Below are 19,076 nucleotides of genomic sequence, written 5' to 3'. Positions count from 1 at the left end.
GGAAAACGCTTCATGCCGTATCGCGCGTTGTTCGCCGCCGCCTTCCTGTTCCTGGGCGCTGCGGCGCAGGCCGAGGAAATTTCCTATAGCCGCGACATCCAGCCGATCTTCACCGAGAAGTGCGTGGCCTGCCACGCCTGCTACGACTCGCCGTGCCAGCTCAACCTGGGCAGCGCCGAGGGCGCCACGCGCGGGGCGACCAAGAAGCCGGTCTACGACGGCACCCGCACTAAGGCCCAACCCACCACCCGGCTGTATTTCGACGCCCGTGGCGAAGCCGCCTGGCGGCAGAAGGACTTCTATTCCGTTCTGCACGGCCAGGCCTCCCAGGCCGCCCTGATGGCGCGCATGCTGGAGCTCGGCCACAACACGCCGCTCGCGCCCAACGCCAAGCTGCCGGCGGACCTGGACATCAGCATCAACCGCGAGAACCAGTGCCCGGCGCCGGGGGAGTTCGACGACTACGCGAAGAAATTCGCCCACGCCGGCATGCCCTTCGCCGTGACCGGGCTGGACGACCAGCAGTACCAGACCCTGCAGCGCTGGCTGGCGGCCGGCGCACCGGTTGAAGAGGTCGCGCCGACGCCCACGCCCGACGAGGCACGCCAGGTGGCCGAGTGGGAGACCCTGCTCAACGCCCGGGGCGCCCGCGAGGTGCTGGTGGGGCGTTGGCTGTTCGAGCACCTGTTCCTCGCCCACCTGTATTTCGATGGCGGCAAGAGCGGGCATTTCTTCCAGCTGGTGCGTTCGCGTACGCCCAGCGGGCAGCCCATCGACCCCATCGCCACGCGTCGCCCCAACGACGACCCGGGCACCGACTTCTACTACCGCCTGTGGCCCATCCAGGGCGTGATCGTGCACAAGACGCACATCACCTACCCGCTGGACGATGCCAAGCTGGCGCGTGTCAATGCGCTGTTCTTCGGCAGCGACTGGAGCACCGACAAGGTGCCGGGTTATGGCGCCCAGCGCCGGGCCAACCCTTTCGAAACCTTCGAGGCCATCCCGGCCCAGGCGCGCTACCAGTTCATGCTGGATAACGCCGAGTACTTCGTGCGCACCTTCATCCGCGGGCCGGTGTGCCGCGGGCAGATCGCCACGGATGTGATCCGCGATAACTTCTGGGCGCTGTTCCAAGACCCGCAACACGACCTCTACGTCACCGATGCCGCCTACCGGGGCGAAGCGACGCCGTTGCTGGCGATGCCCGGGCAGTTCGATGAGATCGGCGGGCTGCTGAGCCTGTGGCACAGCTACCGCGACAAGCGCAACGCCTACGAGGAGCTGCGCCGCGACGCCTATGCCGCCGCGCCGGTACCCACCTGGGCGGATATCTGGACCGGCAACGACAACGCGCTGCTGTCCATCTACCGCCAGTTCGACAGTGCCTTCGTGCGCAAGGGCCTGATCGGCGAGGTGCCGCAGACGATGTGGCTGATGGACTACCCGCTGCTGGAGCGCACCTACTACCAGCTGGTGGTCAACTTCGACGTGTATGGCAACGTCTCCCACCAGGCGCAGACGCGGCTGTACTTCGACCTGATCCGCAACGGCGCCGAGGTCAACTTCCTGCGCCTGATGCCGGCCGAGTCGCGCACCGCGATCCTCGACGACTGGTACCAGAACAGCGGCAAGCTGAAGATGTGGCTGGACTACGAGGACATCGACGACGACACGCCCACCGGGCTGTTCCTCCCGGTGGAGCGCGCCAAGGGCTCCTTCGCCGCGCAGCTGCTCAAGCGCTACGCCGACCTCAATGCGCGGCCGGACCCGATCAACCGTTGCACCACCGGCAACTGCTACCGCCCTGGTATCGACCCCGCGCTGCAGCAGGCCGAGCAGGCCCTGAGCCAGCTGGTCAGCCGGCCAGCGGCGGGACTCAAGGTGATCGACCAGTTGCCGGAGGCGACGCTGCTGCGCGTGGAGCTGGCCGACGGGCGCCGCGAGGTCTACAGCGTGTTGCGCAACCGCGCCCACAGCAACGTGGCCTTCATGATGGGCGAGGAACTGCGCTACCAGCCGGGGCTGGACACCCTGACCATCTACCCCAGCGTGCTCACCAGCTACCCGAACTTCATGTTCAACCTGCGCGCCGAGGAGGTGCCGGAGTTCGTCAGCGCCCTGAGCCAGGTCAAGGACACGGCGGCCTTCGACAAGGTGGTGGAGCGCTGGGGCATTCGCCGCAGCCACCCGCAGTTCTGGCATTACTTCCACGACCTCTCGGCCTACATCCGCGAAACCGAGCCGGTGGAGGCGGGCGTACTGGATATGAACCGTTATCAGAACCTCTGAGGAGTTGTCGCGAATAATTCCTACTAAAACACTAGGACTTTATCCGTAGGACCTGATTGGCGTACACTGCGCCCCACGTTTGCGAGGAGTTGCCATGAGCGCCATCACCATTACCCAGGCAGCCGAAGATTATCTGGCTGACCTGCTGTCGAAGCAGAACACCAGCGGTATCGGCATCCGTGTCTTCATCACCCAGCCGGGTACCCAGTACGCCGAGACCTGCATCGCCTACTGCAAGCCCGGTGAGCAGAAGCCCGAGGACACCCCGCTGGCCCTGGCTTCCTTCACCGCTTGGATCGACGCCGTCAGCGAGCCCTTCCTCGACGACGCCGTGGTCGACTACGCCACTGACCGCATGGGCGGCCAGCTGACCATCAAGGCGCCGAACGCCAAGGTGCCGATGGTCAATGAAGACAGCCCGCTCAACGAACGCATCAACTACTACCTGCAGACCGAGATCAACCCCGGCCTCGCCAGCCACGGCGGCCAGGTGAGCCTGGTGGACGTGGTCGAGGAAGGCATCGCCGTGCTGCAGTTCGGCGGCGGCTGCCAGGGCTGCGGCCAGGTCGACCTGACCCTCAAGGACGGCGTCGAGCGCACCCTGCTCGAACGCATCCCCGAGCTGAAGGGCGTGCGCGACGTCACCGACCACAGCAACCGCGAAAACGCCTACTACTAAGGCGTGCAGCGTGCAAAAAAAGGCAGCCTTCGGGCTGCCTTTTTATTGGCGCGCGATTCCCCCGTAGGATGGCGTAGAGCGCAGCGAAACCCATGCGGTCCGCTGTTCGGGGATACACCGAATCGATGGGATTCGCAGAGCTCTTCCCATCCTACGATCCGCACAGGTCTCTCGCGGGTTTCCCCCGCCCTACTTTGCTGCGGGGTAAGCACCGTAGGATGGCGTAGAGCGCAGCGAAACCCATGCTGTCCGGTGTTCGGGGATACACCGAATCGATGGGATTCGCGCAGCTCTTCCCATCCTACGATCCGCACAGGTTTCTCGCGGGTTTCCCCCGCCCTGCCTTTGCTGCGGGGTAAGCACCGTAGGATGGCGTAGAGCGCAGCGAAACCCATGCTGCACGGTGTTCGGGAATGCACCGAATCGATGGGATTCGCGGAGCTCTTCCCATCCTACGATCCGCAGAGGTCTCTCGCGGGTTTCCCCCGCCCTGCCTTTGCTGCGGGATAAGCGCCGTAGGATGGCGTAGAGCGCAGCGAAACCCATGCTGTCCGGTGTTCGGGGATACACCGAATCGATGGGATTCGCAGAGCTCTTCCCATCCTACGATCTGTAATTTCCCGAGGGGTGCGCGATGTGGGGCGGTGATCAGGGTGTGGCTTCGGCGTGGGCGACCTTGCTGCGGCGCACCGAGAACAGCGCCAGCAGGACGACCGCCACCAGCGGCAGCATGCCGAGGTTCACCGCGCTCCAGCCGAGGCCGGTGATCAGCGCGCCGGAGGCGAAGGAGGCGCAGGCGGCCACCAGGCTGTTGCACAGCTCCATCAGCGCCTGGGCCTGGCCGCGTTCGTCGGCGTTGTGCCCTTCCGCCAGCAGGGTGGTGCCGGCCACCAGCATCAGGTTCCAGCCCAGCCCGAGCAGGAACGAACTCACCAGGAAGTACCCCATGCCCAGCCTGGCCAGGGCGATGCCGGCGCTCAGGAGCAACAGTACCGCGCCCACCAGGGCCACGCGGCGGCTGCCGAAACGGTCCACCAGCGGGCCGGCGGCGAAGGCGGGGAGGAACATGCCAAGCATGTGCCAGCGGATCACCTCGGAGCCGGCTTCCAGAGGCAGGCCGCAGAAAGTCATGGCCAGGGGCGTGGCGTTCATGACCAGGATCATCAGCCCGTGGCCGATGGCGGTGGTGGCGATGGCGGCGCGCACCAGGGGGCGTTGCAGCAGGGCGCGGGTGGCGGCCCAGCCGGCCTTGGGTGGGCGCGGCGCCTGGCCTTCGCGCAGCAGGCGCAGCAGCACCAGGGCGATCAGCGCGAGGCCGGCGATGGCCAAGTAGGCACCGACGAAGGGCGTTTCCAGGGCATTGCGTGACCAGAGCGCCAGGCTCGGCGCCAGCAAGGCCGCACAAACCCCGCCGCCCACCACATAGGCGGTGGCGCGGCCCTTGTGCTGCTCGTCCACGGCCTCCTGGGCGGCGAAGCGGTAGTACATGGCCGAGGCCTGGTAGGCGCCGATGGGCAGGGCGCCCAGGCACAGCAGGGTGAAGTCGCCGAGCCAGACGCCCAGGGCGCTGAGCAGGCCGCCCAGTACGCCGGCGGCGGCGCCGAGCATCAACCCGGGGCGGCGGCCGTGGCGCTGCATGAACAGCGACAGCGGCTGCACCGCCAGCAGGTTGCCCAGCACCAGCAGCGCCAGCGGCAGGGTGGCCAGGGCATTGAGCGGCGCCAGCTGCAGCCCCACCAGCGAGGTGAGGGTGATGCCGATCATCGAACAGCTCCAGTACAGGGCCTGGCCGGCGAACAGCAGGCGGATGCTCGGGTTGCGCAGCAGCATGGGGACCTCGGTGGCTTACCAGTACTTGGGGTAGCGGGCCTCGCGGCTCGCGTTGTTGTAGATCAGCGCCACCAGCACCAGCAGCAGGGCGCCGCTGAGGGTGGGGTAGAGCAGGAAATCCCAGCCCGGTTGCAGGAGGAAGACGATCACCGGGTTGGAGCCGGCCGGCGGGTGCACGGTGCGGGTCAGCATCATCAGGGCGATGGCGCTGCCCACCGCCAGGGCCACGGCCCACCAGTGCGGGCCGCAGAAATGCAGGAAGGCCAGGCCGGTGAAGGTGCTCAGCAGGTGGCCGAAGACCACGTTGCGCGGCTGCGAGAAGGGCACGTCGGGGAAGCCGAACACCAGCACGCAGGAGGCGCCGAAGGAGCCCAGCAGCAGGCTCAGGGTCAGCGCGTCGCCCAGGCCGGCGATGCTGGCAATGGCCAGGACGCCGCCGAGCCAGGCGATGAACACCTGGCGCGTGGCGGGGCGTGGGGGCAGGGCGACGGCGTCGCCACGGAATTTCTTCACCAGTTCGAGCATGGTCGTCTTCCGGTTCAGGCGCGCTTGGCGCAGCCAGCAGGGTTGTGGATGCGTTGGCTCGACGGCGGGTTGGCGGCGAGCTTGGCGGCGGGACGGATGGGGCGCCCGACCAGCTTGCCGGCGCAGTTGGGGCAGTGGCCGGCAAGGTGGGTTTCGACGCAGTCGCGGCAGAAGGTGCACTCGAAGGAGCAGATCATCGCCTCGGCGGAGTCGGGTGGCAGGTCCTTGTCGCAGCATTCGCAGTTGGGGCGCAGTTCGAGCATGGCGGTTTCCTCAGGCTTGGGTGGAGCGTCCGAAGCGTTCCGCGTATTCCTGCGGGCTGATGGACAGGTGTTTGTGAAAGGTGCGACGCAGGTTTTCCGGGTGGCCGAAGCCGGTGAGGCGGGCCACGGTGGTGATGGAGGCCTGGGCGTCCTGCAGCAGCACGCGGGCCGCCTCCAGGCGTACCCGTTCGATGTATTTGCCGGGGCCCATGCCCAGTTCCTGGACGAAGACCCGGGACAGGCTGCGCGGCGCCATGCCGGCCTGGCTGGCCAGGGCCTCCAGCGAGAGGTCGCCGCCGAGGTTGCCGGGTATCCATTCCAGCAGGGCGGCGAGGCGCGGGGTGCGGCTGGGCTCGCAATTGAGCAGGGCGCTGAACTGCGCCTGGCCGCCGGGTCGACGCAGGAACAGCACCAGCCGGCGCGCCACCGCCAGCGCCATGGTGCGGCCGAGGTCGGCCTCCACCAGCGCCAGGGCGAGGTCGATGCCGGCGGTGACCCCGGCGGAGGTGAACACATGGGGGTCGCCATCGCGGCCGGCGGGGTCGTAGGTGTGCAGGCGGTCGCCCTGCACGTCGATATCGCAATAGCCGCCCAGGGCCGGTACGTCGGACCAGTGGGTGGTGGCGCTGCGCCCGGCGAGCAGGCCGGCGGCGGCGAGGATCAGGGCACCGGAGCAGATGGAGCCGAGCCGGCGCACCTGGGGCTCGGCGTCACGCAGCCAAGCCAGCAGCGGCGGGTTGCGGCACATGCGTTCGACGCCCATGCCGCCCGCCACCAGCAGGGTGTCGAGGGAGGCAGGATCGACCTCGTGATAGGCGGCCTCGGCGACCAGGGCGAAGCCGGCAGAGGTCTTTACCGCGCCGGCTTCGGTGCCGATCAGGCGGATGCCGTAGGCGTCGGGCAGGCCTTGGCGCTGGCGCTCGACGTTGGCCGAGGCGAACACCTGCAGCGGGCCGGTCACGTCCAGGCTCATCACGTCGTCGAATGCCAGGCAGGCGATGGTGCGCAAGGGGTCCATGGCGGGGCTCCATCAGGTTGATGGTGCCAGTCTGCGTCCTGCCGGGTTTGGCGACAATGACAATAACCCCACAGATATTGCCAAGTCGCTGGCCAGGCGCTCAGCCCGCCGGGGCGACGTGCAGCGCCTGGAGGAAATGCATCAGCGAGGCTTCCTCGGCACTCAGGCCCTTGCGCTTGCGGGCTTTCTTCAGGCCCTGCAGCTCGCCGGCTAGGAAGGCTTCGATGATGGCGGGGTGGACGTAGCATTTGCGGCAGATGGCCGGGGTGTTGCCCAGCTCGCTGGAGACCTGGCGGATCACCTCCACCAGGTGCTTCTTCGCCGTGGCTTCGTCCTGCCAGCGGTGCTTGCGCAGGTGCTCCAGGGCCAGGGCGCTGCCGGCCCAGGTGCGGTAGTCCTTGGCGGTGAAGTCTTCGCCGGCGTGGCTGCGCAGGTAGTCGTTGATGTCGTGGGAGCTGACGGTGCGGCGCTCGGCGCCCTCGTCCAGGTACTGGAACAGGTGCTGGCCGGGCAGCTCCAGGCAGCGGCGGAGGATGCGCGCCAGGCGCGGGCTGCTGAGCCGGACGCTGTGCTCGATGCCGCTCTTGCCCTTGAATTCGAAGCGGATGTTGTTGCCCTTCACGGCGACATGGCGGGTGCGCAGGGTGGTGAGGCCGAAGGATTTGTTGTCCCGCGCGTAGCGGCTGTTGCCGATGCGGATCAGGGTGCGGTCGAGCAGGGCGACCACGGCGGCCATGACCTTGTCACGGCCCAGCCCCGCTTCGCCCAGGTGCAGGTCGATGCGCCCGCGCAGGGCCGGCAGGGCCTGGCCGAAGCGCAGCAGGCGCTCGTACTTGGCGGCGTCGCGTATCTCGATCCACAGCGGGTGGTAGCGGTACTGCTTGCGCTGGCGGGCATCGCGGGCGGTGGCCTGGATATGGCCCTGCGGGTCGGCGCAGATCCACACCTGCTGGTAGGCGGGCGGGATGGCGAGCTTGTTGATGCGCTGGATCTCCAGCTCGTCGCGTATCGGTTTGCCGGCCAGGTCGATGTAGACGAACTTTCCACGGCTCAGGCGTCGGGCGAAGCCGGGCATGCTGTCCTCGACGTAGCGCAGTTGCGGCGGCAGGGCGGGCGGCGTTGCGGCTGTCATGCGTGTGCCTCCACGGGTGAGGCCTGGTGCTTGCGGCCCAGGGCGCGTGACCAGGCCTGGCCGTCGCAGCGGGGGCAATGGGCGTCCTGACCCTGGGCGAGGTGCTGGGTGAAACCGCACCGGTTGCAGGCGTAGAGGCCGTCGGTGCTGGGGCGCTCCACGCTCTGGCGCAATTGGCGGGGTAGCACGGAGAGGCCCACGCGCACTTCGCTGTCATCGAAGAAATACAGGCTGACGTCGCCGTTCACCTCGAGTATGGCCAGCCTTACCTGGCCTAGGTGCTCGACGCTCTGGCGGCGCAGCTCCATGAAGAACTCGTCGCTGGAGATGTTGTTACGGGCCAGGGCGTCGATGTCGTAGAGGCCGTCGCGGATGATCACCACCGGCTCGCCCTCCAGCCAGGCGCCGAAGCGGCGGTTGCGTTCCATGGCATAGGTGGTGACGCGGTAGAGCACCAGCAGGGTGGTGAAGACCACGAGGATCGGTAGCAGCGGCACGTCTTCATAGAAGGAAACGTCGCCAGCGGCGGAGCCGAGGGTGAGGATGACCAGCACCTCGAACAGGGAGATCTGCCGCACGCCACGGCGCCCGGAGATCTTCAGGAAGGCGAAGACCACGACGAAGGCGAAGAGGGCGCGTAGCGCGACTTCCGCGAGGAAGCTCAGGGGGAACTCATCGATGAGGATGCGGTGCCAGTCGAATGGGCTCATGGCCTATGTGCTCCTTGCGCGGGCGAGCGAGGCTGGCGCGGGCGGGTTGCCGCGTGTGCTCGGGCTGCAAGGTTATGGACAGCGAAGGCGGGGGAATTTCTTCAGTGAAAAGCGAGGCGGCGTTGCGATAACGCCAGGGCGGGCAGCCGGGAAGCTGCCCGCCGCGCAGTGGGCACAGCGCTGTGAGGTATTACTCGGGCATTTCCCAGGGGGCGAGGCTGTAGCCTTGGCGGCTCAGCTCCTCGCGGGACTGCTTGAGGATGCTGGCCAGTTGTTCGGGGTCGGAATAGGTGCTGCTGGCGATTTTCGAGCGGCCCAGCAGGCGGGTGCTGGTGCGGTCGATGACGCTGAGGCTCAGCTCGCCGTTGCCATCCTGTGGGGCCCAGGCCACGCACTGGAAGGGTTGGAAGGCGCGGCCGGCGATGATCAGGGCTTCGTTGAAGCGCAGTGTTGCATTCATGGGGTGGGTCTCTCCGTATTGTGCCCATTGAGGTGACGGACCCGGTCGGCTCGACCGTTTGTGTGCCGTCGTGGATATGGATGGCGAAACCTGACCGGGAAGTCACAGGCCGTCGTGAATAAATAACTATTTGTCGCGGCAATGAATGGATTGGTGATAACGGTCTCGAAAAACCGTCATTTCCGTGCGTTGCCGGGCGTGCCTCGGGTATACAGGTGCGCCATGGGCCGGCCGCTCGCGCCGGTGCCCGCCATGCACCTGAACCACCGGGGTAGATGCAGTGCCTATTCGCCTTGACCGATCCTTCACCCGCTGCGCCGGGCTCGTGTTTTGCCTGCTGCTGGTGGCCTGTTCCAGCCAGCCTTCGACATCGCCCAGGCTGCGTGCCCTGCCCGAAGCGGTGGAGCTGAGCAACGTGCCCTTCTTCGCCCAGCACGCCTACCAGAGCGCGCCGGCCAGCCTGGCTGCACTGTTCACCCTGCAGGGCGAGACGGTGACGCCGGGCATGGTGGAAAAGGAGCTGCGCCTGCCCGAACGGGAAGAGGCACTGCAACAGAACCTGGCGGGCGTGGTGAACCGCCATGGGTTACTGCTGTACCCGCTGGGCGACCAGTTGGAAGACCTGCTGGTGCAGGTGGCGGCGGGCAACCCGGTGCTGGTGCACATGCGCCAGGGCTACGGCTGGCTGCCCTCCTGGCGCTACGCGCTGGTGGTGGGCTACGACCGCAACAAGCAGGTACTCCTCCTGCGTGCCGGGGGCATACGCCGCCTGCCGATGAGCTTCTCGGAGTTCGAGTCGGGTTGGGAGGGTGCTGGCCACTGGGCCGCTTTGCTGCAGGCGCCGAACCAGCTGCCCGCCGAAGCGGATAGGTCGCGCTGGACCCAGGCCGTCGATGCGCTGGCCGGTGCCGGGCAGGCCGATGCGGCGAATATCGCCAGGAAGCAGCTGCACTGATTGTTCTGGCGGGGCCGCAGCCCCAATGAAAAACGGCGCCCTAGGGCGCCGTTTTCATGTCGCGGGGATCAGATCCCCAGCTTGTCGCGCAGGCTGTAGTACCAGGCGCCGATGGCGCTGAACGGTACCTGGAACAGTCGGCCACCCGGGAAGGGGTAGTGCGGCAGGCTGGCGAAGGCGTCGAAACGCTCTGCCTGGCCGCGCAGTGCTTCGGCCAGTACCTTGCCCGCCAGGTGGGTGTAGGTGACGCCGTGGCCGCTGCAGCCCTGGGAGTAATAGATGTTGTCGCCGATACGGCCGACCTGAGGCAGGCGCGAGAGGGTCAGCAGGAAGTTGCCGGTCCAGGCGTAGTCGATCTTCACGTTCTTCAGCTGCGGGAAGGTCTTGAGCATCTTCGGGCGGATGATCGCCTCGATGTTCGCCGGGTCGCGGGCGCCATAGACCACGCCGCCGCCATAGATCAGGCGGTTGTCGCCGGTGAGGCGGTAGTAGTCCAGCAGGTAGTTGCAGTCTTCGACGCAGTAATCCTGGGGCAGCAGGCTCTTGGCCATTTCTTCCGACAGCGGCTCGGTGGTGATCACCTGGGTGCCGCACGGCATGGACTTGGACGCCAGCTCGGGCAGCAGGTTGCCCAGGTAGGCGTTACCGGCCACAACCACGAACTTGGCCTTCACACGGCCCTTGGGCGTGTGCACGACCGGGTTGGCGCCGCGCTCCACGCGAATGGCTGGGGATTGCTCATGGATGATGCCGCCGAGGGATTCCACCGCCGCCGCCTCGCCCAGGGCCAGGTTCAGCGGGTGGATATGGCCGCCGCTCATGTCGAGCATGCCGCCTATATAGTTCTCGGTCGACACCACTTCGCGGATGCGCTTGGCGTCCAGCAGCTCCAGCTGGGTGTGGCCGTAGCGTTCCCATAGCTTCTTCTGCGACTCCAGGTGGCCCATCTGCTTGGGCGTGATGGCGGCGAACACACCACCATCCTTCAGATCACACTGGATGTTGTACTTGGCGATGCGCTCGCGAATGATGCGGCCGCCTTCGAACGCCATCTGGCCGAGCAATTGCGCCTGCTTCGGGTCGACGGTGCGCTCGATCACATCGATGTCGCGGCTGTAGCTGTTGACGATCTGCCCGCCGTTACGGCCGGACGCGCCGAAACCGACCTTGGCCGCTTCGACGATGGTGACCTTGAAGCCGTTTTCCAGGAGGAAGAGGGCGGTGGACAGCCCGGTGTAACCGGCGCCGATGATGCAAATGTCGGTCTCGGTCTCGCCGACCAGCTCCGGCCGCTGCGGTACCGGGTTGGCCGATGCTGCGTAATAGGATTGGGGGTAGGGAGTGTGCGTCATCTTGAATCTCTGTTTTTTATTTTTTACGGATGGCGTGATGCTACCCGAGTTGAAAATAGCCGGCTAGGGGCTGTGCAAGATATTTAACGCGGCGTTGAACAACAAAAACTTCACTTTTTCAGGCAGTTAGCGAAAAAAGTTGTTGACGTCGAAAAGCATGGCTGTAGAATGCGCACCCATCGAAGGCACATAGCTCAGTTGGTTAGAGCACCACCTTGACATGGTGGGGGTCGTTGGTTCGAGTCCAATTGTGCCTACCAATTCGAAGCTGCATCACTGCAGCGCATGAGGGGCGATCCGAAAGGGTCGCCCTTTTTTGTTTTCCGATTTTCCTTCAATGGGCTTCCGGGCCCTCCTCATGGTTTGGGCTTTCAAGCCTGCCTGCGCCTGCTGGTGCTCGATCTCCTTCTCCGTGCGCCCCTCTAATGGATGGTGGCCATCTCCTCCTTTAGGAGGTTCTGGATTCTCCCAGGGAGCGCAGCTCACAATCTGGGCTTCAGGTCGCTCGATTCTGTTCACGGAGGATTACCATGAAATACGCAATTGGAATGCTGTGCGCGTTGGTTGCGGGTGCCGGCAGCGCCGAGCAGGTGCTGGTGCGGGCTGATAAGGGGCATCAATGTGTTGGCGATGCGTTCTCGCTGGGCGATGTGCCTGACGTGCTTTTCCTCGAGAGAGCGTGCGAGCTGCCTGTTTCGCGTGCTGCCGAGAGGCACGCTTATGTTTCCCGCAGCGAAGGCGCCGAAGTCAGGGGCTGCTGGCGCGCGCTTTCCGATGGCAACTACTCGGTCATCGATGAGGCTGGCGACCAGCAGCTTTTGAACAGGGATGCCTATGCAGAGGCTGAAACCACTTCGTCATCGAGCGCCAGGATCGTCCGCTCGCCGGCCGGCGCTTGCCCTTGATCGCACGGTTGCTGTCTTGTTGCATTCGCTTTACCTATCCAGGGAGAGGATTAAGTGCGTATCTATTTTTGTGGTGTTCTTGTGTTGGCGATGATGCCCATGACCGCCTCTGCGCAGGATCTGGTCGGCGGTGGGCTGAAGGTGGTCTCGGTTGAGCGGGTCGATGACTCCAGGGCGGTGATCAGGCTCGGCAATGGAAAGGGCGGGGTCGAGTCCTTGTGGGTCGACTGCCTGGCGGCTGAGTGGGGCTATGAGGGTGTCGAGGCGGGGGCTTTGGTGGAGCAGGGCCAGAAGTCCCAGGCGATTGCCTATCGTGCCTGTCGGGATCTACCCAGCAAGGCCTCGCTGCTTCAGGTGCCCGGAACCTGGCGGGCGGCGGGTCCGCTCAAGTGAGCCAATGTCGGTCGCTTCTCCAAGTAAATGTGTATTGAAAGGTCTGGGCTTCTGGTGGTGCACCTTGCTTGACTCGACTGGCCGTGCGTTTTAGTTTTCCGGCTTCTTTTTATGGTCGCCGCTGAGGGAAGCTGCCGGCTTCTCGTGAGGAAACGAATGCGCAAAGCTCTCGCCGTACTTCTCCTGATCTCGCCTGCTGTTTTCGCTGAATCAGCGCTGCCCCATCACGATTGCAAGCGGCCGGATGTGCCGGCGCAGTTCCGCGATGAGGCGCATCGCGACCAGTTCACTCGCGATGTCGACAGCTACAACAAATGCATCACGGCTTTCGTGACCGAGCAGAACGAGGCGGTTCGCAAGCATCGCGAGGCGGCGCTCAAGGCGACCGAAGAGTGGAACGCCTTCGCCAATTCGATGAAGTGAGTGTTGCGCGTATCAATGAGCCCGGCCTTGCGCCGGGCTTTTTGTTTCTGTCGTTTGGGCTCGCTGGGTCGCCTTGGTAGATGTCCATATATCGGAAAAGTGCTCCCGCTTCGCTTGGATATATCCGCAGGCTCTCTACGCTTGAAAATGCATTTACGAGCGAGGAGGCGTTTGCCATGAGCAAGCGAATCGATTTCGGCCGTCGGGCGACGTCGGTGGCGGCTTGGGCTGTGCTGCTATCGATGGGCGGCGCGGCGCAGGCGAGCGACATCGGCTTCGGTGTCGGGGTGAGCTATGTCTTCGGCGGTGGCGTGGCGGCGGGGGTCAAGGCGTTCAGCGATGACCAGGACAACGAGATGGTGGGCTCCGTTGGTCTCGACTATCTGTTCGCGTCGTCCGCTTTCCGGCCGAACATCGGCGTCGCCTACCAGGGCGAGGGCTACTTCAGTGGTGGGGATGTCGGCTACAACCTGCAGACCCAGGCGCTGGACTTCGGTGCCGGGGCGGGCTGGTCGAATAGCGATGACGATCACTCAGAGTCCGCGCCTGAGGAGCCTGTGTTCATTCCCTGATGAGGTGTTCGCGCGTCTGGGCGTGGTGCTTCATGCCCCGCTGGCGGCAGATGGCGGCGGGCGATGAGTGCCTGAAGGGGATTGCGCAATAAAGGAAAGCCGCAGTGCGAGGTTGTCGCGCTGGTGGAGGTAGCGAGGCGGTGCGTCGGGTCTGGTTTCAGATATCGGCGATCAGCATGCCGTGCATTACACGGTAGAGGCCGTCATTGATCCTGATGGTGAGTGGTTCCCGTCCGATGATTCGTGCTCCTTCCTTGAGCAATTCATCGATGTGCGCACGCAAAGCATGAAAATTCCGTTGTTCCTTCACGGATGAGTCTCCCCTGGGAAGATGCGAGCAGAATAGCAGTAGCTGTGACAGGGCTCGCGTTCCGAAATTCCGTTGCGCTTTGTACGCCTTTGACTATTCGTTCGAAACGTGGATGTGCAGTCAGAAGCGCCGTCGAGGAGGTGTCGGGCGGGGAGGGCGGGGCAGCGCCGGGCGAGAGCGCCCGGGCGCGGTCAGGCGGCTACGGAGTGGCTGATCAGCATGCCGTAATTGACGCGATAGAGATGGCCGCTGACCTTCAGGGTGAGAGGGTCGCGACTGATGATGCTGGCTCCGTCCCTGAGCAGCTCGTCAATGTGGGCACGGAGAGCAAGGAAAGTACGTTGTTCCTTCATCGTAGGACTCCTTGGTCGATGTATTCGCCGGAGCATATCAGTGCGTCTGTGAACTGATCGGTAAATCTGTGTGATTCTCATCACATTTCAATGATGGCAAAAGAGTGTCAGGCTGCGCTGTGCCTGGGCTGGCGATGTCGCTGTCTCTGCTCGCTTGCCGATGGGAGATGGCCTCTCGTGCCGGGGCGCTTCTAAGTCGTTGATTTTTTTGTGGTAGAGTGCGCGACCGCGCGGTCTCTCCCGATCTTCTCGTGACGTTCGCACTCTCGCTGCCGTTCGTGCTGCCTATATAAAGGTGTGCCGGTGGCATCGGAAGCTTGTCAGTGTCATCTGTTTCTGGAAGCATCCGCGGTTCTCGACACCTCCAGTGACTCTGGTTCGGCTCGGTTGGCCTTCGGGCTCTGTCATCGTGTGGCAGGCATACCACCGGATCAATTACTGGCTCATCCCAACCCATGTGGCCTTTGGTAGAGGTCACCACTAGGAGAGGAGGCGCCATGCCCATCATTACTCTTCCCGACGGCAGTCAGCGTTCGTTCGATCACCCGGTATCCGTACTCGAGGTGGCGCAATCCATTGGTGCCGGCCTGGCCAAGGCCACCGTCGCCGGCAAGGTCGACGGCAAGCTCGTCGATGCCTGCGACCTGATTGACAGCGACGCCACCCTGCAGATCATCACCCCGAAGGACGAGGCTGGAGTCGAAATCATTCGTCACTCCTGCGCCCACCTGGTCGGTCATGCCGTCAAGCAGTTGTACCCGACTGCCCGCATGGTGATCGGCCCGGTCATCGATGAAGGCTTCTATTACGACATCGCCTTCGAGCGCTCCTTCACGCCTGACGATATGGCCGCCATCGAAAAGCGCATGGCCGAGCTGATCGACAAGGATTACGACGTCATCAAGAAGGTCACCCCGCGCGCCGAGGTGATCGAAGTGTTCAAGGCCCGTGGCGAGGACTACAAGCTGCGCCTGGTCGAGGACATGCCGGACGAGAAGGCCATGGGCCTGTACTTCCATGAGGAGTACGTGGACATGTGCCGGGGCCCGCACGTGCCCAACACCCGCTTCCTGAAAGCGTTCAAGCTCACCAAGATTTCCGGTGCCTACTGGCGCGGCGACTCGAAGAACGAGCAGCTGCAGCGCATCTATGGCACCGCCTGGGCCGACAAGAAGCAGCTGGCCGCTTACGTCCAGCGCATCGAAGAGGCCGAGAAGCGCGACCACCGTCGCATCGGCAAGCAACTCGACCTGTTCCACCTGCAGGAAGAAGCGCCGGGCATGGTGTTCTGGCACCCCAATGGCTGGACCCTGTACCAGGTGCTGGAGCAGTACATGCGCCAGGTGCAGCGTGAGCACGGCTATGTGGAAGTGCGTACGCCCCAGGTCGTCGATCGCATCCTCTGGGAGCGTTCGGGCCACTGGTCCAACTACGCCGAGAACATGTTCACCACGGCTTCCGAGAGCCGCGACTACGCCGTCAAGCCGATGAACTGCCCGTGCCACGTGCAGATCTTCAACCAGGGCCTGAAGTCCTACCGCGACCTGCCGCTGCGCCTGGCCGAGTTCGGTGCCTGTCACCGTAACGAGCCGTCCGGCGCCCTGCACGGCATCATGCGCGTGCGCGGCTTCACCCAGGACGACGCCCACATCTTCTGCACCGAAGAACAGGTGAAGAAAGAGGCGGCCGACTTCATCAAGCTGACGCTGCAGGTGTATTCGGACTTCGGCTTCGGCGATGTGTCGATGAAATTGTCGACTCGCCCAGCCAAACGCGTGGGATCCGACGAACTGTGGGATCGCGCCGAAGGTGCCCTCGCCGACGCCCTCAACGAGTCCGGCCTGGCCTGGGAATACCAGCCGGGTGAAGGTGCTTTCTACGGTCCGAAGATCGAATTCACCCTCAAGGACTGCCTCGGCCGTAACTGGCAGTGCGGCACCCTGCAGTACGATCCGAACCTTCCGGAGCGTCTGGATGCCAGCTATATCGCCGAAGATAACAGCCGTACGCGCCCGGTGATGTTGCACCGCGCCATCCTCGGCTCCTTCGAGCGCTTCATCGGCATGCTCATCGAGCACTACGCGGGGCTGTTCCCGGCGTGGCTCGCGCCGACCCAGGCGGTGATCATGAATATCACCGACAAGCAGGCCGATTTTGCCCTCGAGGTTGAAAAAACTCTCAACCAAAGCGGGTTCCGTGCCAAGTCCGACTTGAGAAACGAAAAAATCGGCTTTAAAATCCGCGAGCATACTTTGCTCAAGGTTCCCTATCTCCTGGTTATTGGAGATCGGGAGGTTGAGACACGATCCGTTGCTGTGCGAACCCGTGAAGGCGTCGATCTGGGCTCCATGCCCCTCGACCAATTCGTCACTACGCTTGCGCAGGCGGCTTCCCGGCGTGGTCGCCAAGAATTGGAGTAATCATTATTAAGCGTGAAATGAGACAAGATAAACGAGCTGCACCTAAGGCCCCGATTAACGAGAATATCTCGGCTCGAGAGGTGCGACTGATTGGTGCAGACGGCCAGCAAATTGGCGTCGTCTCGATTGATGAAGCGCTTCGCGCTGCTGAAGAAGCAAAGCTGGATCTGGTGGAAATTTCCGCTGATGCAGTGCCGCCCGTATGCCGGATCATGGACTACGGCAAGCACCTGTTCGAGAAGAAGAAGCAGGCTGCTGCGGCGAAGAAGAATCAGCACCAGCAACAGATCAAAGAAATCAAGTTTCGTCCAGGGACGGAAGAAGGGGATTACCAGGTAAAACTACGCAACCTGGTACGTTTCCTTAATGAGGGAGACAAGGCCAAGGTATCGCTTCGATTCCGTGGTCGTGAGATGGCTCACCAGGAGCTGGGCATGGAGCTGTTGAAGCGGGTCGAAGCTGACCTCGCCGAACTCGGCACCGTTGAACAGCATCCTAAGCTGGAAGGACGCCAGCTGATGATGGTCATCGCTCCCAAAAAGAAAAAGTAACCACCAGGGCACTGGCAGGCCTTGCGGTTATGCGTAATCACTCAATGCGGAGTATCCGAACATGCCAAAGATGAAAACCAAGAGCGGTGCAGCCAAGCGTTTCCTCAAGACCGCTGCTGGCTACAAACACAAGCACGCTTTCAAGAGCCACATCCTGACCAAGATGTCCACCAAGCGTAAGCGTCAACTTCGCGGTAGCGAACTGATGCATCCGTCGGACAAAGCAAAAGTCGAGCGCATGCTGCGCGTTCGTTAATCGGTCAAGATATCTAGAGGAAGCTACTCATGGCTCGTGTTAAGCGCGGCGTTATCGCTCGCAAGCGTCACAAAAAGATTCTGAAACTCGCCAAAGGCTACTACGGCGCACGCAGCCGCGTGTTCCGCGTTGCCAAGCAGGCGGTGATCAAGGCTGGCCAATACGCCTACCGTGACCGTCGTCAGCGCAAACGTCAGTTCCGCGCTCTGTGGATCGCTCGTATCAACGCTGGTGCTCGTCTGAACGGTCTGTCCTACAGCCGTCTGATCGCTGGCCTGAAAAAAGCGGCCATCGAGATCGATCGCAAGGTTCTGGCCGATCTGGCAGTGAACGAAAAAGCGGCGTTTGCTGCGATTGTCGAGAAAGCGAAAGCCGTACTGGCTTAAGTCCCCGACAATCACCGGGCTATCCCGGTGCTGAACGTCACCAATAGGGGAAGAGCCTTGTGCTCTTCCCCTATTTCGTATCTGGAGTCTGTACATGGAAAATCTGGATGCGCTGGTCTCTCAAGCGCTTGAGGCAGTGCAAAACACCGACGACGTGAATGCCCTTGAGCAGATTCGCGTTCATTACCTTGGCAAGAAAGGCGAACTGACTCAGGTGATGAAGACCCTGGGCGACCTGCCGGCGGAAGAGCGCCCCAAAGTCGGCGCCCTGATCAACACCGCCAAGGAACGCGTACAAGACGCCCTGAATGCCCGCAAGGATTCGCTTGAGCAGGCCGCCCTCGGCGCCAAGCTCGCGGCCGAGCGCATCGACGTCACCCTGCCTGGCCGTGGCCAGGTCTCCGGCGGCCTGCACCCGGTCACCCGTACCCTGGAGCGCGTCGAGCAGTTCTTCACCCACATCGGCTACGGCATCGCCGAAGGCCCTGAGGTCGAAGACGACTATCACAACTTCGAAGCGCTCAACATCCCCGGCCACCACCCGGCCCGGGCGATGCACGACACCTTCTATTTCAACGCCAACATGCTGCTGCGTACCCACACCTCGCCGGTCCAGGTGCGCACCATGGAATCCCAGCAACCGCCGATCCGCATCGTCTGCCCGGGTCGTGTCTACCGTTGCGACTCGGATATCACCCACTCGCCGATGTTCCACCAGGTCGAAGGCCTGCTGGTCGACGAGGGCATCAGCTTCGCTGACCTCAAGGGCACCATCGAGGAATTCCTCCGCGTGTTCTTCGAGAAGGACCTCGGCGTGCGTTTCCGCCCGTCCTTCTTCCCCTTCACCGAGCCTTCGGCCGAAGTCGACATGCAGTGCGTCATGTGCTCCGGCAAAGGTTGCCGCGTGTGCAAGCAGACCGGCTGGTTGGAAGTGATGGGTTGCGGCATGGTCCACCCCAACGTGCTGCGCATGTCCGGCATCGACCCGGAGAAGTACCAGGGCTTCGCCTTCGGCATGGGCGTCGAGCGTCTGGCCATGCTCCGTTATGGCGTCAACGACTTGCGCCTGTTCTTCGATAACGACCTGCGATTCCTCGCGCAATTCCGCTAGGCCGCGCCGTCAGAAACGAATGCCCCGTGCGTTGAATGTTGTGTTGTAGCTGTGTAGCGAGCGCCCCGCCTCGGGTGGGGCCCGGTGAGGGAACCCGTCAGCGGGCTCACCGCCTCCCGCGTTAATGCGGGGGAGCGCGAAAGCCGACCACCCACGCACGTGGCCGAAACGAATCCTTAG

22 protein-coding genes and 1 tRNA gene are annotated in these 19,076 nt (G+C 63.7%); 13 read left to right on the top strand and 10 right to left on the bottom strand.

Going from position 1 to position 19,076, the window contains the following annotated elements; all coding sequences use genetic code 11:
- Positions 1-12 precede the first annotated feature (12 nt).
- Together RTW82_RS26230 and nfuA are read left to right on the top strand one after the other, a co-directional pair.
- Positions 13-2,292, top strand: coding sequence for a fatty acid cis/trans isomerase (locus tag RTW82_RS26230; protein WP_316926926.1), 2,280 nt, complete (start codon positions 13-15; stop codon positions 2,290-2,292).
- Between the two features lie 94 nt (positions 2,293-2,386).
- On the top strand, positions 2,387-2,971 hold the full coding sequence (gene nfuA / locus RTW82_RS26225; protein ID WP_021216800.1) for a Fe-S biogenesis protein NfuA: 585 nt from the start codon (positions 2,387-2,389) through the stop codon (positions 2,969-2,971).
- A gap of 648 nt (positions 2,972-3,619) precedes the next feature.
- Here nfuA and RTW82_RS26220 read toward each other — a convergent pair.
- From RTW82_RS26220 to RTW82_RS26190, 7 genes are all read right to left on the bottom strand, one after another.
- The gene (locus tag RTW82_RS26220; RefSeq protein WP_316926925.1) at positions 3,620-4,801 is read right to left on the bottom strand and encodes an MFS transporter; all 1,182 of its coding nucleotides are present in this window, start codon (positions 4,799-4,801) and stop codon (positions 3,620-3,622) included.
- 15 nt (positions 4,802-4,816) lie between these two features.
- Positions 4,817-5,326, bottom strand: a complete 510-nt coding sequence (locus RTW82_RS26215; protein ID WP_021217998.1) for an HPP family protein — start codon at positions 5,324-5,326, stop codon at positions 4,817-4,819.
- Positions 5,327-5,340: 14 nt separating this feature from the next.
- Positions 5,341-5,589 carry a DUF1272 domain-containing protein gene (locus RTW82_RS26210; protein ID WP_021217999.1) on the bottom strand — a complete coding sequence of 83 codons (249 nt, stop codon included), beginning with the start codon at positions 5,587-5,589 and terminating at the stop codon, positions 5,341-5,343.
- 10 nt (positions 5,590-5,599) lie between these two features.
- Complete coding sequence (locus tag RTW82_RS26205; protein ID WP_316926924.1) at positions 5,600-6,607, bottom strand: GlxA family transcriptional regulator; 1,008 nt, start codon at positions 6,605-6,607, stop codon at positions 5,600-5,602.
- A gap of 100 nt (positions 6,608-6,707) precedes the next feature.
- Positions 6,708-7,739, bottom strand: coding sequence for a DNA topoisomerase IB (locus RTW82_RS26200; RefSeq protein WP_184488036.1), 1,032 nt, complete (start codon positions 7,737-7,739; stop codon positions 6,708-6,710).
- Positions 7,736-8,449 carry a DUF421 domain-containing protein gene (locus tag RTW82_RS26195; RefSeq protein WP_316926923.1) on the bottom strand — a complete coding sequence of 238 codons (714 nt, stop codon included), beginning with the start codon at positions 8,447-8,449 and terminating at the stop codon, positions 7,736-7,738. The genes RTW82_RS26200 and RTW82_RS26195 overlap by 4 nt, the downstream gene beginning before the upstream one ends.
- Positions 8,450-8,639: 190 nt before the next feature.
- Entirely contained in the window at positions 8,640-8,909 is a 270-nt protein-coding gene (locus RTW82_RS26190) for a hypothetical protein (RefSeq protein WP_021218003.1), read from the bottom strand.
- 280 nt (positions 8,910-9,189) lie between these two features.
- On the opposite strand from RTW82_RS26190, the gene RTW82_RS26185 reads away from it, so the two are divergent.
- Entirely contained in the window at positions 9,190-9,864 is a 675-nt protein-coding gene (locus tag RTW82_RS26185) for a PA2778 family cysteine peptidase (protein WP_316926922.1), read from the top strand.
- 68 nt (positions 9,865-9,932) lie between these two features.
- Here RTW82_RS26185 and RTW82_RS26180 read toward each other — a convergent pair whose 3' ends face one another.
- On the bottom strand, positions 9,933-11,216 hold the full coding sequence (locus RTW82_RS26180; RefSeq protein WP_043246916.1) for an NAD(P)/FAD-dependent oxidoreductase: 1,284 nt from the start codon (positions 11,214-11,216) through the stop codon (positions 9,933-9,935).
- Between the two features lie 183 nt (positions 11,217-11,399).
- On the opposite strand from RTW82_RS26180, the gene RTW82_RS26175 reads away from it, so the two are divergent.
- The 5 genes from RTW82_RS26175 (at position 11,400) to RTW82_RS26155 (ending at position 13,509) form a co-directional block, all read left to right on the top strand.
- Positions 11,400-11,476: transfer RNA gene (locus tag RTW82_RS26175), tRNA-Val, on the top strand.
- A gap of 270 nt (positions 11,477-11,746) precedes the next feature.
- Positions 11,747-12,121, top strand: coding sequence for a hypothetical protein (locus RTW82_RS26170; protein WP_316926921.1), 375 nt, complete (start codon positions 11,747-11,749; stop codon positions 12,119-12,121).
- A 54-nt stretch (positions 12,122-12,175) separates the two neighbouring features.
- Positions 12,176-12,514 (top strand): hypothetical protein, encoded by a 339-nt coding sequence (locus RTW82_RS26165; RefSeq protein WP_316926920.1) that lies wholly within the window; start codon positions 12,176-12,178, stop codon positions 12,512-12,514.
- A 156-nt stretch (positions 12,515-12,670) separates the two neighbouring features.
- Positions 12,671-12,937 (top strand): hypothetical protein, encoded by a 267-nt coding sequence (locus tag RTW82_RS26160; RefSeq protein WP_316926919.1) that lies wholly within the window; start codon positions 12,671-12,673, stop codon positions 12,935-12,937.
- A 176-nt stretch (positions 12,938-13,113) separates the two neighbouring features.
- Positions 13,114-13,509, top strand: a complete 396-nt coding sequence (locus RTW82_RS26155; RefSeq protein ID WP_316926918.1) for a hypothetical protein — start codon at positions 13,114-13,116, stop codon at positions 13,507-13,509.
- A gap of 157 nt (positions 13,510-13,666) precedes the next feature.
- Here RTW82_RS26155 and RTW82_RS26150 read toward each other — a convergent pair whose 3' ends face one another.
- Complete coding sequence (locus RTW82_RS26150; protein WP_178083011.1) at positions 13,667-13,819, bottom strand: hypothetical protein; 153 nt, start codon at positions 13,817-13,819, stop codon at positions 13,667-13,669.
- A gap of 191 nt (positions 13,820-14,010) precedes the next feature.
- Entirely contained in the window at positions 14,011-14,172 is a 162-nt protein-coding gene (locus RTW82_RS26145) for a hypothetical protein (protein ID WP_021216953.1), read from the bottom strand.
- Between the two features lie 497 nt (positions 14,173-14,669).
- Here RTW82_RS26145 and thrS point away from each other — a divergent pair, with 497 nt between their 5' ends.
- The 5 genes from thrS to pheS all read left to right on the top strand — a co-directional run bounded on the left by thrS (position 14,670) and on the right by pheS (position 18,896).
- Complete coding sequence (gene thrS, locus RTW82_RS26140) at positions 14,670-16,592, top strand: threonine--tRNA ligase (protein WP_316926917.1); 1,923 nt, start codon at positions 14,670-14,672, stop codon at positions 16,590-16,592.
- Positions 16,592-17,143: a translation initiation factor IF-3 gene (infC, locus tag RTW82_RS26135; protein ID WP_173178453.1), complete on the top strand. Its 552-nt coding sequence runs from the start codon at positions 16,592-16,594 to the stop codon at positions 17,141-17,143. Before thrS ends, infC begins: the two co-directional genes overlap by 1 nt.
- Before the next feature lie 61 nt (positions 17,144-17,204).
- Complete coding sequence (rpmI, locus tag RTW82_RS26130) at positions 17,205-17,399, top strand: 50S ribosomal protein L35 (protein ID WP_021701550.1); 195 nt, start codon at positions 17,205-17,207, stop codon at positions 17,397-17,399.
- Between the two features lie 29 nt (positions 17,400-17,428).
- The gene (gene rplT, locus RTW82_RS26125) at positions 17,429-17,785 is read left to right on the top strand and encodes a 50S ribosomal protein L20 (protein ID WP_004422590.1); all 357 of its coding nucleotides are present in this window, start codon (positions 17,429-17,431) and stop codon (positions 17,783-17,785) included.
- A 94-nt stretch (positions 17,786-17,879) separates the two neighbouring features.
- Positions 17,880-18,896, top strand: coding sequence for a phenylalanine--tRNA ligase subunit alpha (gene pheS, locus RTW82_RS26120; protein ID WP_043243027.1), 1,017 nt, complete (start codon positions 17,880-17,882; stop codon positions 18,894-18,896).
- Positions 18,897-19,076: the final 180 nt, after the last annotated feature.

It is taken from the genome of Pseudomonas sp. zfem005, assembly GCF_032621735.1.
Classification (GTDB): Bacteria; Pseudomonadota; Gammaproteobacteria; order Pseudomonadales; family Pseudomonadaceae; genus Metapseudomonas; species Metapseudomonas solani.
The sequence above is the reverse complement of the archived record's forward strand: the minus strand, read 5'-3'. Positions and strand labels throughout refer to the sequence as shown.